We start from the raw sequence: 13626 nt of genomic DNA, 5'->3' as shown, positions 1-13626 counted from the left end.
TTGATCTCCTTACATGCCGAACATGGCGCGCCATCCGGCGACGGTCATGTTGCGTCGGTAATCTTCCTGCATCGCGGGATCGAGCAATTCGATCAGAACCCGGTCCTCGATCCACAGCTCGATGCATCCAAACGGTCCGCGATCGGTAGACCGAGTGGTCCAGCCCTCAGCCTGTCCGATCTCGATGATCTCTTCCGCGCTCAATGGCGAACCGATCGCCACATGGGTCGCACTCGGCCCTGCTGCCGCTTCGGTCTGTTCAAACGCGATGGTTTCCGGCCCGCGCATCACCCTGGCCCCCTGCGGATAGACCTCCACCGCCGTGCCGTCATCGGCTGCCGCAAAGGCGATCCAGGCACCGTCGCATGGCGGGAAGGGCAAGGCCTCTCCGCCCATGAGGCGGGCGAGGGTTCGGGCCACCGACTCCGGCTGCTCCGCCTCTATCGAGACATGCGCAATCATCACGCGGCCCCAGCCGTATCAGGCAGATCGGGCGCCGCCGCAATCAGCTCCCGGGTATAGGGATGCTGGGGATTGGCGAAGACCTGTTCGGTCGCGCCCTGTTCGACGATTTCACCCGATTTCATGACCAGGCAGCGATCCGTGATCACCCGCACCACTGACAGGTCATGGCTGATGAACAGGTAGGACAACCCGAACCGAGCGGACAAATCGGCAAGCAGATCAAGGATTTGAGCCCGCACCTGAACGTCCAGCGCCGACACGGCCTCGTCCAGGATGATCAGTTCGGGCTTGATCATCAGCGCGCGCGCAATGGCGATCCGCTGACGCTGCCCGCCCGAAAATTCGTGGATATATTTGAACCGATCCTCGGGCGTCAGCCCGACCGAGGTCAGCGCCTCGGCAATCGCCTCGTCTCGCGCGGCGCCTTTGGGCGGCTCGTCCAGCAGGTGGAAGGGTTCACAGACCAGCCGGTCGACCCGGTGCCGCGGATTGAAGCTGCCATAGGGATCCTGGAAGACGACCTGCATCCGGCGGCGCACATCGCGATTGGCCTTGTGACCGGTGAAGACCGGATCGCCATCGAACAGGATCTCGCCGCCCTGCACCTCTTCCAGCCCCAGAATGGCCCGGGTCAGGGTCGATTTCCCGCAACCGGACTCACCGACCAGACCCAGGCTTTCGCCCCGCTTCAGATCGAAGGAGACACCGCGCACCGCCTCGACCACCCCCGGCGCGGCGAACAGTTTCTTGCGCGGCAGGGTGTAGGTTCGCACGACGTCGCGGACACTCAGCAGCGGGTCGTCGACGGACTGGACCGATCGGTCTGGCGCATGGGTCGAGGCCGCCAGCAGCGAAATCGAATAGGGATGCTGCAGGTTGCCGAAAATCTCGGGCGAGGGTCCACGTTCGACCACCTCGCCTTTCTGCATGATGACGATCTCGTCGGCCATGTCCGCCACGACCGCAAGGTCGTGCGAGATCATCAGCATCCCCATCCCGTCCTCGCGCACCAGCCGGGTCAGCAGGTCGAGAATCTGCGCCTGAGTCGTCACGTCGAGCGCCGTGGTCGGTTCATCCGCGATCAGCAGGGAGGGGCGCAACGCGATGGCCATGGCGATGACGACCCTCTGGCGCTGGCCGCCCGACAATTCGTGCGGATAGCGGGTCAGGGGGAAGCGATCCTCGGGCAATTCCACGCGGTTCAGGGCGTCGCGGGCGCGGGCCAGCGCCTCGGATTTCGGGACATCCTCATGGATCAGAATCGTCTCGGCCACCTGGTCGCCGATATTGCGGATCGGGTTCAGGGCCGTCATCGGCTCCTGGAAGACCATGCCGACGTCATTGCCGCGCAGCTTGCACATCTCGGCCTCGCTGAGACTGAGAATATCGTGGCCGGACAGAGAGATAGCCCCGGTGCACCGCGCCCCTTCGGGCAACAGCTGCATCACCGAAAACGCGGTCATCGACTTGCCCGACCCGCTTTCGCCGATCACGCCGACGATCTGCCCCGGATCGACCGACAGCGACACGTCCCGCAGGATCGCGGCGCGCCGGATATCGAGGGACAGGTTGTCGATCTTCAGCAGGCTCATGTGCGGGACCGTTGCAGTTTCGGGTCGAACAGGTCACGCAGCCCGTCGCCCATCAGGTTCAGCCCCAGCACGGTCAGCAGGATCGCAAGCCCCGGGAACAGCGCCATGTGCGGCGCGAAGGAGATCATGGTCTGGCTTTCCGCTAGCATCCGGCCCCAGGACGGCGTCGGCGGCTGCGCGCCAAGACCCACATAGGACAGCCCCGCCTCGGCCAGGATGCCGAGGGAGAACTGGATTGTTCCCTGCACGATCAACAGGTTGGTGACGTTGGGCAGGATATGTTCGACGCTGATCCGGGCGGAATTCTTGCCGGCGACACGGGCGGCCAGGATGAAGTCGCGCTGCCACAGCGACAGCGCGCCGGACCGGGTAAGGCGGGCGAAGACGGGGATGTTGAAGATGCCGATGGCAATGATCGCGTTGACAGCGGAGGGACCAAAGATCGCAGTGATCAGGATCGCGATCAGCAGCGACGGGAAGGCAAAAACCAGGTCATTGGCGCGCATGATGACCTCGTCCAGCAACGATCCCTTGCGCGCTGCGGCCCAGAGGCCGAGGGGTACCCCGAAAACCATGCCGATACCGACCGCAACCACCGCCACGGCGATGGAGGTGCGGGCGCCGACCATGATCATCGACAGGATATCGCGACCAAAATGGTCTGTTCCCAACAGGTTACGGGCCGATGGCGGCTTGATCTTGTTGGCGATGTCGAGCCCGGTGATGTCGTAGGGCGTCCAGAGGAAAGACAGCAAAGCCCCGATCACGAAGACCAGCGTCAGAGCCAGCCCGATCACCAGGTTGCGGGACCGGAACGCAAGGTGCCAGAGCCGGACGGGCGCGCCGGAGGGCGGCAGGGTATCGGTGCGGGGATCGCTCATCTGCGGTGCCTCAGGCGCGGATCGACGAGGGCATAGGCGATCTCCACGGCGAAGTTCACGATGACCACGGCGAAAACCAAGAGCATCACCACCGACTCGACCACGATCAGGTCACGGGCCGAGATCGCCTGGAAGATCAGCCTGCCAAGCCCCGGAAGATAAAAGACATTTTCGATGATGATGCCGCCCGCCAACAGGAAGGAAAACTGCAGCCCGATGATCGTCAGAACCGGGATCAGCGCATTGCGGAGGGCGTGGCGGCGGAGGGCCTGGCGACGGGACAGGCCCTTGGCGCGGGCGGTGCGGACGAAATCCTCGGACAGGGTGTCGAGCAGGGCGGAGCGCATGACGCGCGCAAGGATGGAGGCCTGCGGCAATGCCAGCGCGATGGCCGGAAGGGTCAGCGACTTGATGGAAATCCAGAAGCCTTCGTCCCAGCCGGGGAAGCCGCCGGCAGAGAACCAACGCAGGTTGATGGCGAAGACGACGACCATCAGCATGGCGAACCAAAAGTTCGGGATCGCGACGCCCAACTGGGTTACGCCCATCACCGTCACATCCACCGCAGAGCCGCGTTTCGACGCCGCCCAGATGCCGGCCGGGAACGCGATTAATGTCGATAAAGCAAGGGCATAGAGCGCCAGCGGCAAGGATATCCAGAGCCGTTCGCCGATCATTTCGGCCACCGGCGTGCGGTAGGTATAGGAGGTGCCGAAGTCGCCCGACAACATGCCGCCGACCCAGGACGCGTAGCGTTCCCACAGCGATCCGTTGAGTCCCAACTGGTCGCGCAGGGCGTTCAGCGTATCCTCCTGCGCGTTCACGCCAAGCATGAAGGCTGCCGGGTCGCCGGGCAGGATCTCGATCGCCAGGAAGATCACCACGGAGGCGACAATCAGGCTGATCGCGAGCGACAGAAGGCGGGTGAGCGTGTAGCGAAGCATGGGACGTTAAAGCACCGAACGGGACGTCGGTATCACGTCGGTATCGCGTCGGTATCGCGTCGGTGCGAGATCGGCATGGCCGAAAGCACGGGTGAGAGCCGGAGCGATACGGAAATTCGGAGAGAGCCGCGGATGCGCGGGGCGCGGAAACGGCCCCTGCCCCGTCCGGGCCCGGTGTCCGGCCGACGCGCGCAGCGCGCCGCCCGAAACGGAAGGGTCCCCGCCGAAGCCTGCCCCCCGAAGGGTCGCGGATATGCTCGGCGGGGTCAGTGTCATTCTTCCCAGGTCACGCCGGTCAGATCGGTCGCCTGCGTCGGCGCATTCGGCCAGAGGCCCATGAGGCCCGTCTTGGCCACGGTCAGCAGCGGCAGCTGCATCAGGTAGGCGTTGACGTAATCCTCGGCGATGGTGGTCTGGGCGGTCTTGAACATCTCGGACCGTGCCTCGGGGTCGGATTCAACCGCGACCTTTTCCATCAGCGCCTGGAAGTCCGGGTTGTCGTACTGGAAGTAGTAATCCGGCCGGGCGTAGATGTTGATGTCGAGCGGTTCGGTATGGCTGACGATGGTCAGACCGTAATCCTTGCCGCGGAAGGTCGTTTCGAGCCACTGAGCCCATTCGACGTTTTCGATCTGCGGTTCGATACCGACCTGGCGCAGCTGCGCGGCGATGATTTCACCCCCGCGACGGGCATAGGACGGCGGCGGCAGGGTCATCTTGACCTGGATCGGGGTTTCGATCCCGGCCTCTTCCAGCAGCGCCTTGGATTTCTCGGGGTCGTAATCCGAGATATCGGTCAGATCGACATAGTCGGGATGGTGCGGCGCGAAATGGGTGCCGATGGGCGAGCCATAGCCGAAGAGCGCACCGTCGATGATTTCCTGGCGGTTGATGGCATGGGCCACGGCTTCGCGGACGCGGACGTCATCGAAGGGCGGCATCTTGTTGTTCATCGCCAGGATGGTTTCGCCCTCGGTCGAGCCGACGATCACCTTGAAGCGGGGATCGGCATCGAATTGCGGCAGGTTTTCCGGCGCCGGGAAGGCGTAGAAGGCGTCGAGGTCCTCGGCCATCATCGCGGCGAAGGCGGCGGTCGGGTCCGAGATGAACTTGAATGTCGCGCTGTCCAGATAGGCGGGGGCGCCCCAGTATTCCTCGTTCCGGACCAGGTCGATCCGATCGCCCTGCACCCAGTTGTCGAACATGAAGGCCCCGGTGCCGATCGGCGTGGTCTTGATGTTCTCGATGGATTCCGGCGCGACGATCACCGCGTCACCCCAGGCGAGGTTGAACAGGAAGTTGCCGTCTGGCGCGCTGAGGGTCACTTCGACGGTCTGCGGGTCGACGACCGTGACCTCGGAGATCCCGGCAAAGAGGGCCTTCTGCGCATTGGCGCTGTCTTCGGCGCGGGCGCGGTCGAGCGAGAACTTGACGTCCTCGGCATCGAAGGTGGTGCCGTCATGGAACTTCACGCCCTCGGCGAGGGTGAAAGTGTAGGTCAGCCCGTCCTCGGAGATCTCCCACGAGGTGGCGAGGCCCGGCCCGACGGAGCCGTCGGGGCCAAACCGGGTCAGCCCTTCGAAGACGTTGGCGTAGAGAACCGAATCGATGGCCCCCGCCGCGGCGGAGGTCGGGTCGAGATGCGGCGGTTCCAGCTGCAGGCCGATGGTCAGGTCCGTCTGCTGGGCCACGGCCATGGAGGCCGTCAGCGCCAGGACCGAGGCCAGGCTGGTGGTTTTGAGCATGTGGGTCATTTGTCCACTCCCTGTTGTTGCCCCCTTCAGGGGGTTTGGGGTGGCCCGAGCAGTGACAGAAGCGAAAGTGCCATCACCTGAGCCGAGGCCACCATATCGTCTATGCCGACATATTCATCGGGTTTGTGGGCAAGGTCCAGAATGCCAGGCCCATAGGCGATACAATTTTTCAGCTTTCCGATCCGGTCAATGTGCTTCTGATCGTAAGTGCCCGGAGAAACGACGAAATCCGGGTCTTTTGAGAGGGTTTTGCGAATCGCCGCCTCGACCGTGGTGACGACGGGCGCCTGCCGGTCGGTCATGGTGGGCAGCACGCGGTGCATTTCGCGAATGTCGTAGGCAAAGTTCTCGCGGTTGGCGCGGACTCGTTCCAGGACGTCGCGGATTTCGCCCTGCACCTCGTCGATGTCTTCCTCGATCAGGAAGCGCCGGTCGATGACCATGCGGGCGCTGTCGGGGACCACGGGGCTGGGAAGGCCGGTGCTGTCCTTGGCGATCTCGGCCTGGCCGCCATGCAGCGAGTTGATGTTCAGCGTCGATTGCCGCGCGCCTTCGGGCACGACCGGCATGTCGGTGCGCTTGCGGGCGAGCGCGGGGAACAGCGTCTCTTCCATCTCGTGCAGGACGGCGCCCATGTGGCGCACCGCGCAATCGCCGAGGAAGGGCATGGAGCCATGGGCGATCTCGCCATGGGTTTCGATTTCCGCCCACCAGACGCCGCGATGACCCAGGCAGATGCGGTCCACGTTCAGCGGTTCAGGGATGATGACGTGATCGACCCGTTCGAAATGCCCTTTTTCGGCCAGGTAGGCGACGCCGCCGAAGCCGCCGGATTCCTCGTCCGCCGTGCCCGAGATCTCGATCGCACCCTGCCAGTCGGGGACCACGGCCAGGAAGGCCTCGGCCGCGACGATGGAGGCAGCGAGGCCCCCCTTCATGTCGCAGGCGCCGCGGCCATAGACCTTGCCGTCCTTGACCTCTCCGCCGAAGGGATCGGTGGTCCAGCCCTTGCCGACATCGACCACGTCGATATGGGAATTGAAATGCACGCATTCGCCGGGGCGATTGCCCTCGCGGCGGGCAACGATGTTCCAGCGGGGGTATTTTTCGCTGTCACCGGGGGAGCCCTCGGCGCGGATCAGTTCGGTATGAAAGCCCGAGCGCAGCAGGCGCCGGTCAAGGAAGTCGCAGATCTCGCGGTAATTCTCGCCCGGCGGGTTCAGCGTCGGGATGCGGATCAGGTCCTGGGTGAGCGCGGTCAGGTCATCGCGGCGGGCGGCGATTTCGTCCGACAGGCGGGTCTGGAGATCGGTGAGAGCGGTGTCTGGCATGGTGACAGGATGCGAGGATGCCCTTACGGTATCAATACCGTAGTTTCACGGGGAGAGACCGGGATGGATGACGCGGATGCGCTGGCCTTCGACATGGCGCCGGTGGGCATCGTGATGACCGAGGCACGGGTGATCCGGTCCTGCAACGCACGGTTCGCGGCGATGACGGGGCATGACCGGGCGACGCTGCCGGGACAGAGCTTCCGGCTGTTCTATGACAGCGAACGGGCCTTTGCCGCGACCCGCGATATCGGGCTAACGCCCCTGCGGGAGGGGCGGGATTATTCCGACGAACGGCTGTTGCGGCGCACCGATGGCGGCAAGCTGCTGGTGCGGTTCCGGGCGCGGACGCTGACGCCCGAGGATCCGCTGGCACGGCTGGTCATGTCCTTTGCGCCGCTGCCCGATACCGCCCCCGACCGCGCGCTGAGCCCGCGGGAACGCACCGTGGTGGCGGGCCTGACCCGCGGATTGACCAGCAAGGAGATCGCGCGCGAGCTGGGATTGTCCCCCCGAACGGTCGAAGATGTCCGCGCCCGCCTGCTGCGCCGGTTCAAGGCGCGCAATGCCGCGGAATTGCTCATCCGCTTGGCCGGGCCGGCATTTTGACGCTACAAGGGTGACTTCGCGATAAGGTGTAAACTGTGACTATTGGCTCTGCCCGCAAAAGATGGCTATGACTGCCTTCGCTGAAATCAGGAGCCATGGCATGAAAGCGCCCCTCCCCGAGAACCAGGCGGTTCGCCTGCAGGCCCTCGAGGACCTGGCCATTCTGGATACCGGTCCGGAACAGGCCTTTGACGACGTGGTCGCGCTGGCCTCGCGTATCTGCGAGATGCCGATTTCTCTGATCTCGCTGGTCGATGCGGACCGGCAATGGTTCAAGGCCAAGGTCGGGATGGACGCCGAGGAGACCTCGATCGAGAAGGCGATCTGTGCCCATGCGATCGCCCAGGACGACTTCCTCGAGATCCCCGACACCCGCGCCGATGCGCGCACCGCCGACAACCCGCTGGTCACTGGCGACGACAACCTGCGCTTCTATGCCGGGGCGCTGCTGCGCGACCAGGAGGGGCTGGCCCTGGGTACGCTCTGCGTCCTGGACACCAAGCCCAACCAGCTGAACGATCTGCAGCGCGAAACGCTGCGCGTGCTGGCCCGGCAAGTCGTCACCCAGATGGAGCTGCGCCGCGCCGTGGAAGAGGCTGAATTGCTGCGCCACGAGGTCGATCACCGGGTGAAGAATTCGTTGCAATCGGTCGCCGCGCTGACCCGCGTGCAGGCCCGCATGGCCGGGTCGGAGGAAACCCGCGAGGCGCTGGACCTCGTGCGGCGGCGGATCGACACGATCGCGCTGATGCACCAGCAATTGTACACGTCCTCTTCGGATGGATCGATCCAGATGGCGGATTTCGTGCCGCGGGTCGCCGACCTGTTGCAACAGACCGCGCCCGAAGGCATCCGGATCGAAACGGCCGTGGCGCCGATCACCCTGCCCTCGTCCCGCGCCGCGGCGGTTGGCGTGATCCTGAACGAGTTCGCCTCGAACGCCTACAAGCATGCCTTCGACGAGCAGGTTGGCGGGGTGATCCGGTTCGAGATCGCGCAGGACGGTCCGGATCATGCCTGGCTGGTCTGTTCCGATAACGGGCGCGGCATCGACCTGGCCAGCCCGCGCCACGAAGGGCTGGGCCTGCGGATCATCGAAGCCTCTGCCCAGCAGCTGGGCGGGGTGGCGGAAACCTCTGCCGATGCCGGCGGCACCCGGACACGCGTGCGGATCGACCTCGAGGATAATTCCTGAGCGGGACCGGCTGGCCCGGCAGGGCAATTGATCCGGTCTGACCGCCCGCTGTACCCGTGGAAAGGGGCTCTGCCCCTTGCCGCCAAAGCTGCGCTTTGACGGCAACCCCGGAGTATTTCCGGCAAGATGAAGCAGGGGAGCGTCGGTCTGTGGACCGGCGCGGGAGGCGCGTCGGGCCTGAGCGGTGTTGTCCCCGGGCAGGCCCGGGGATCGGCGCGTCAGACGAGGGTGTCGCAGGCGGTGCGGATGGCGCGGATATTGCTGCCATAGGGTGCAGGATCGGCGACCGAGCCGCCCTTGAACACGGCAGAGCCCGCGACCAGCACATCGGCGCCCGCCTCGCGCATCAGGGGCGCGGTTTCGGGGGTGATGCCGCCGTCGATCTCGATATGGATCGGGCGATCGCCGATCATCGCGCGCAGCTGCCGCACCTTGTCGATCTGGGAATGAATGAATTTCTGGCCGCCGAAGCCGGGGTTCACCGTCATCACGCAGACGAGGTCGACCATGTCGAGCAGGTATTCCACCTCGCTGGCCGGGGTGGCGGGGTTCAGCGCCACGCCCGCCTTCATGCCCGCGCCGCGGATCGCCTGGACGGTGCGGTGGATATGTGGCCCGGCCTCCACATGTGCAGTCAGCACGTCGGAGCCCGCATCGGCGAAGGCCTCGATATAGGGATCGACCGGGGCGATCATCAGGTGGACGTCCATGACGGTCTTGATGTGCTTGCGGATCGCCTTGACCAGCGGCGGGCCGAAGGTGAGGTTCGGCACGAAGTGCCCGTCCATCACGTCGACATGGATCCAGTCGGCGCCCTGCGCCTCGACCGCCTCGATCTCGGCGCCGAAATTGGCGAAATCGGCGGACAGGATCGACGGGGCGATCTTCAGGTTCCGGTCAAAGCTCATGGCGGTGTCCTCTTGTTGGGATGGCGCCCAGATAAGCGCTTCGGCCGCCAAGCGGAACCCACCCCGGCTTCATCTTGCCAAAAATACTCTCGCCGAAGGCTTGGCCGCCCGAAGGCGGCCAACACTCAGCCGTGCAGTTCGGCGATACGATCGACTTCTTCGGAGGAGCCGAAGACGAAGGGGCGGCGTTCGTGCAGTTCCGCCGCCGTCAGCGACAGGATCGGGGCCTTGCCGTCGGTCGCCTTGCCGCCCGCCTGTTCGACGAGGAAGGCCATCGGCGCCACCTCGTAGACCATGCGCAGGCGGCCGTTTTCGTATTTCGGGCGTGCATCGGACGGGTAGAGGAACGTGCCGCCGCGGGTCAGGATCCGGTGGGTTTCGGCCACCAGGGAGCCGACCCAGCGGAAATTCATGTTCTTGCCCTTGGCGCCGGTCTCACCGGCCTCGTTTTCCTCGACATAGGCCAGGACCGGCTTGGTCCAGTGGCGGCGGTTCGACGAATTGATCGAGAATTCCTTGGCCGAGGTGGGCAGGGACATGCGCGACTCGACCAGGACGAAGCTATTGGTGTCGGGATCCAGCACGTAAAGCTGGGTGCCGTCGCCGAAGGTCACCGCCATCAGGCATTGCGGACCGAAGGCGATGTAGCCCGCGGCCACCTGGTCGGCAGCGGGGCGCAGGAAGGACGCCTCGGGCGTGTCTGCGGCGGGCAGGATCGAGAAGATCGTGCCGATGGTCACGTTGACGTCGATGTTGGACGATCCGTCCAGCGGGTCGATGGCCAGGGCCAGGTCGCCGGTCGGGTCGAGGGTCACGACGCTATCCTGTTCCTCGGACGCGTAATGGCGCACGCCGGCGGTCTTCAGCGCCTCGGCAAACATCTCGTCCGCCATGACGTCGAGTGCTTTCTGCTGGTCGCCATCGGTGTTCTCACCCACGCCCGCGCCAAGCGCGCCGGCCAGCGGGCCCTTGGCGACAAGCCCGGCAAGCTGGGCGCCGGCCGTGGCGAGGCTGGTCATGACCGTCTGGAAACGGGCGGGAATCTGGCTGGTGTCGAGTGCGGTCATCTGGTCCTCCGGCAGCGTGTTGGCCCGGTTATGCCGCAAAGCGCGGCGCGGCAAAACCGGGAAAAGGCCGCAGGGCGGACCGCGACGAGAACTCGCCTTCAATCCGGGCGGCAAAGCCGGTATGAGACACCCCGAGGAAAGGCGAAAGGGCAGGCATGAACATTCCCAAACCCGTGGTGCTGTGCATTCTGGATGGCTGGGGCCTGAGCGACCGGATCGAGGCCAACGCGCCCGCCCTGGCCGAGACCCCGCATTTCGACCGGATCATGGCCGAGTGCCCGCATGCGACGCTGCTTACCCATGGCCCCGATGTGGGCCTGCCGCGCGGGCAGATGGGCAATTCGGAGGTCGGGCATACCAATATCGGCGCGGGCCGCGTGGTGGCGATGGACCTGGGCCAGATCGACCTGGCGATCGAGGATGGCTCCTTTGCGAAGAACGACGCGCTGAATGCTTTCATCGACCGGCTGAAGGATAGCGGCGGCACGGCCCATGTTATGGGGCTGGTGTCGGATGGCGGGGTGCATGGGCATCTGAGCCATATCATCGCCGCGATCACCGCGATTGCCGGGGCGGGCGTGCCCGTGGCGCTGCATGCGGTGACGGACGGCCGCGACGTGGCGCCGAAATCCGCCTATGGCTACCTGTCGGATCTGACCGACGCCCTGCCCGACGGTGCGCGGATCGCCACCCTGTCGGGGCGCTATTACGCGATGGACCGCGACAACCGCTGGGACCGCGTGGCCGAGGCGTTTCACTGCATGATCCATGGCCAGGGCGAGCGTTCGGCGGATGCCCATGCGGCGGTGACGCGCGGCTATGAGAACGGGGAGACGGACGAGTTCATCACCCCGACGGTGCTGGGCGATTACGCGGGGGCGAAGGATGGCGACGGCTTCTTCTGCCTGAATTTCCGCGCCGACCGCGCGCGGGAGATCCTGCGCGCCGTGGGCGAGCCGGGCTTTGACGCCTTCGACGCCGGCACGCGGCCCGATTGGGCCGGGCTGATGGGGATGGTCGATTATTCCGAGGATCACAACGCCTACATGACGACCTGCTATCCCAAGCAGGAGATCGTGAACACGCTGGGCGAATGGGTCGCCAAGCAGGGACGCACCCAGTTCCGCCTGGCCGAGACCGAGAAATACCCGCATGTGACCTTCTTCCTGGACGGCGGCGTCGAGGTCGAGAAGGCGGGCGAGGATCGCTACATGCCGCTGTCGCCAAAGGTGGCGACCTATGACCTGCAACCCGAGATGTCCTCGCAGGAGGTCACCGACAAGTTCGTCGCGGCCATCGAGCATGGCTATGACCTGATCGTCACCAATTACGCCAACCCGGACATGGTCGGCCATACCGGCGACCTGAAGGCCGCGATGGCCGCCTGCGCGGCGGTCGATACGGGGCTGGGCCGGGTGCTGGCGGCGCTGGACAAGGCAGGGGGGGCGATGATCGTCACCGCCGATCACGGCAATTGCGAGGTCATGGTCGACCCGGAGACCGGCGGGCCGCATACGGCGCATACCACCAACCTGGTGCCGGTGGCGTTGGTCGGTGGCCCCGAAGGCGCGACGCTGCGCGACGGGCGGTTGGCCGACCTGGCGCCGACGCTGCTGCAATTGATGGGCCTGCCGCAGCCCGAGGAAATGACGGGAACGAGCCTGATCGCATGATCCGCCACGCCGCCCTGCCCTTTGCCGACCGCACACGCGCCACGCCAGGATGGCGGCGGGGGCTGGCTGCGGCGCTGTTGATGGCCGTCGCGGCGCTGCTGCCCGCAGGGGCCATGGCGCAGAGCGATCCGGCCGATGCCGCCCGCGCCGCCGCCCGCCAGATCGAGGCCGCGACCGCCGATCTACAGGCCGCACAGGATGCCCCCGACCGCGTGGCCGCGCTGACCGAAACCACCCGCGCCTTCGAGGCCGGACTGGCCGCGATGCGCGACGGGTTGCGCCGGGTCTCGGCCCGCGAGGCAGAGATTGCCCGCGAGTTGCAATCCCGCGAAGGCGAGATCGCCCAACTTCTGGGCACCTTGCAGGTGATGGGCGGCCAGGGATCGCCGGTGGTCTTCCTGCATCCGTCGGGCCCGGTGGGCACGGCCCGGTCGGCGATGATCGTGGCCGACGTGTCCCGCGGGATGGAGGCCGAGGCCGCCAAGCTGCGGACCGATCTGGAAGAGGTGCAGGTGCTGCGCCAGTTGCAGGAAAGCGCCGCGCGCCGCCTGTCCGACGGGCTGCGTGGCGTGCAGGAGGCGCGCACGGCGCTGAGCCAGGCCGTTTCCGACCGCACCGACCTGCCCCGCAAGTTCACCGAAGACCCGATCCAGACCGGGCTGCTGATCGCCTCGACCGAGACGTTGGGCGCCTTTGCCTCGGGCCTCGCCGACATAGCCGAGGATGAACGCCCGCTGGACCTGCCGCCGGTCAGCGCGCTGCGCGGCGACATCCCCGCGCCCGTGCTGGGCCGCGTCCTGCGCCGGTCGGGCGAACCGGATGCGGCGGGGATCATCCGGCCCGGCGTGGTGCTGGCGACCCGGGCGCGGGCGCTGGTCACCAGCCCCACGGCGGCAACAATTCGCTACCGGGGGCCTTTGCTCGACTACGGAAATGTGATGATCCTTGAGCCGGAACCGGGGATTCTTTTCGTGTTCGCCGGTCTGGACGTGGTCTATGGTGCCGCTGGTGATGTGCTGTCAGCCGGGGACCCTGTGGGCCTGATGGGCGGAGAAGATGCCGATCTGGGGGACGTGATCTCGGACGGCGATACAGGACAGCAGACGACCGGCAACGGGCGCAGCGAAACGCTCTATGTCGAAGTCAGACAGGACAATATCCCCCAGAACCCGGATGAGTGGTTCCGAGGCATGAAGGATTGATGAGC

Annotated in this window: 12 protein-coding genes; 4 read left to right on the top strand and 8 right to left on the bottom strand. The window is 65.7% G+C overall.

Annotated elements, in window-relative coordinates:
* Positions 1-9: 9 nt before the first annotated feature.
* The 6 genes from ATO9_RS01990 to ATO9_RS01965 all read right to left on the bottom strand — a co-directional run bounded on the left by ATO9_RS01990 (position 10) and on the right by ATO9_RS01965 (position 6967).
* Positions 10-420, bottom strand: coding sequence for a hypothetical protein (locus ATO9_RS01990; protein WP_156127740.1), 411 nt, complete (start codon positions 418-420; stop codon positions 10-12).
* Between the two features lie 41 nt (positions 421-461).
* The gene (locus ATO9_RS01985; protein WP_043744325.1) at positions 462-2057 is read right to left on the bottom strand and encodes an ABC transporter ATP-binding protein; all 1596 of its coding nucleotides are present in this window, start codon (positions 2055-2057) and stop codon (positions 462-464) included.
* Positions 2054-2938: an ABC transporter permease gene (locus ATO9_RS01980; protein ID WP_238318651.1), complete on the bottom strand. Its 885-nt coding sequence runs from the start codon at positions 2936-2938 to the stop codon at positions 2054-2056. Before ATO9_RS01980 ends, ATO9_RS01985 begins: the two co-directional genes overlap by 4 nt.
* Positions 2935-3882 carry an ABC transporter permease gene (locus tag ATO9_RS01975; protein ID WP_043744322.1) on the bottom strand — a complete coding sequence of 316 codons (948 nt, stop codon included), beginning with the start codon at positions 3880-3882 and terminating at the stop codon, positions 2935-2937. The genes ATO9_RS01980 and ATO9_RS01975 overlap by 4 nt, the downstream gene beginning before the upstream one ends.
* 272 nt (positions 3883-4154) lie before the next feature.
* Positions 4155-5636, bottom strand: a complete 1482-nt coding sequence (locus tag ATO9_RS01970) for an ABC transporter substrate-binding protein (RefSeq protein WP_043744320.1) — start codon at positions 5634-5636, stop codon at positions 4155-4157.
* Between the two features lie 26 nt (positions 5637-5662).
* Positions 5663-6967, bottom strand: a complete 1305-nt coding sequence (locus ATO9_RS01965) for an acetylornithine deacetylase/succinyl-diaminopimelate desuccinylase family protein (protein ID WP_043744317.1) — start codon at positions 6965-6967, stop codon at positions 5663-5665.
* Positions 6968-7030: 63 nt separating this feature from the next.
* Here ATO9_RS01965 and ATO9_RS01960 point away from each other — a divergent pair, with 63 nt between their 5' ends.
* Entirely contained in the window at positions 7031-7576 is a 546-nt protein-coding gene (locus tag ATO9_RS01960) for a LuxR C-terminal-related transcriptional regulator (RefSeq protein WP_043744315.1), read from the top strand.
* A gap of 100 nt (positions 7577-7676) precedes the next feature.
* Positions 7677-8771, top strand: coding sequence for a sensor histidine kinase (locus tag ATO9_RS01955; RefSeq protein WP_052418033.1), 1095 nt, complete (start codon positions 7677-7679; stop codon positions 8769-8771).
* Positions 8772-8989: 218 nt separating this feature from the next.
* On the opposite strand, the gene rpe is transcribed toward ATO9_RS01955, so the two are convergent.
* Complete coding sequence (rpe, locus tag ATO9_RS01950) at positions 8990-9679, bottom strand: ribulose-phosphate 3-epimerase (RefSeq protein WP_043744311.1); 690 nt, start codon at positions 9677-9679, stop codon at positions 8990-8992.
* A gap of 125 nt (positions 9680-9804) precedes the next feature.
* On the bottom strand, positions 9805-10746 hold the full coding sequence (locus tag ATO9_RS01945) for a class 1 fructose-bisphosphatase (protein WP_043744307.1): 942 nt from the start codon (positions 10744-10746) through the stop codon (positions 9805-9807).
* 155 nt (positions 10747-10901) lie between these two features.
* Between ATO9_RS01945 and gpmI the strand changes: the two genes are divergently transcribed.
* Complete coding sequence (gene gpmI, locus ATO9_RS01940) at positions 10902-12419, top strand: 2,3-bisphosphoglycerate-independent phosphoglycerate mutase (protein WP_043744304.1); 1518 nt, start codon at positions 10902-10904, stop codon at positions 12417-12419.
* Positions 12416-13621: a murein hydrolase activator EnvC family protein gene (locus ATO9_RS01935; RefSeq protein WP_052418032.1), complete on the top strand. Its 1206-nt coding sequence runs from the start codon at positions 12416-12418 to the stop codon at positions 13619-13621. The genes gpmI and ATO9_RS01935 overlap by 4 nt, the downstream gene beginning before the upstream one ends.
* Positions 13622-13626: the final 5 nt, after the last annotated feature.

Source organism: Pseudooceanicola atlanticus (genome assembly GCF_000768315.1).
In the GTDB taxonomy this organism is placed as follows: Bacteria; Pseudomonadota; Alphaproteobacteria; order Rhodobacterales; family Rhodobacteraceae; genus Pseudooceanicola; species Pseudooceanicola atlanticus.
Note: the sequence above shows the minus strand (reverse complement) of the source record. Positions and strands in the feature narration are given on the sequence as shown.

Coding starts and splice junctions, on each gene's coding strand:
- ATO9_RS01985 (WP_043744325.1), bottom strand. CDS start 2,057: ATGAGCCTGCTGAAGATCGACAACCTGTCCCTCGATATCCGGCGCGCC.
- ATO9_RS01980 (WP_238318651.1), bottom strand. CDS start 2,938: ATGAGCGATCCCCGCACCGATACCCTGCCGCCCTCCGGCGCGCCCGTC.
- ATO9_RS01975 (WP_043744322.1), bottom strand. CDS start 3,882: ATGCTTCGCTACACGCTCACCCGCCTTCTGTCGCTCGCGATCAGCCTG.
- ATO9_RS01970 (WP_043744320.1), bottom strand. CDS start 5,636: ATGACCCACATGCTCAAAACCACCAGCCTGGCCTCGGTCCTGGCGCTG.
- ATO9_RS01965 (WP_043744317.1), bottom strand. CDS start 6,967: ATGCCAGACACCGCTCTCACCGATCTCCAGACCCGCCTGTCGGACGAA.
- ATO9_RS01960 (WP_043744315.1), top strand. CDS start 7,031: ATGGATGACGCGGATGCGCTGGCCTTCGACATGGCGCCGGTGGGCATC.
- ATO9_RS01955 (WP_052418033.1), top strand. CDS start 7,677: ATGAAAGCGCCCCTCCCCGAGAACCAGGCGGTTCGCCTGCAGGCCCTC.
- rpe (WP_043744311.1), bottom strand. CDS start 9,679: ATGAGCTTTGACCGGAACCTGAAGATCGCCCCGTCGATCCTGTCCGCC.
- ATO9_RS01945 (WP_043744307.1), bottom strand. CDS start 10,746: ATGACCGCACTCGACACCAGCCAGATTCCCGCCCGTTTCCAGACGGTC.
- gpmI (WP_043744304.1), top strand. CDS start 10,902: ATGAACATTCCCAAACCCGTGGTGCTGTGCATTCTGGATGGCTGGGGC.
- ATO9_RS01935 (WP_052418032.1), top strand. CDS start 12,416: ATGATCCGCCACGCCGCCCTGCCCTTTGCCGACCGCACACGCGCCACG.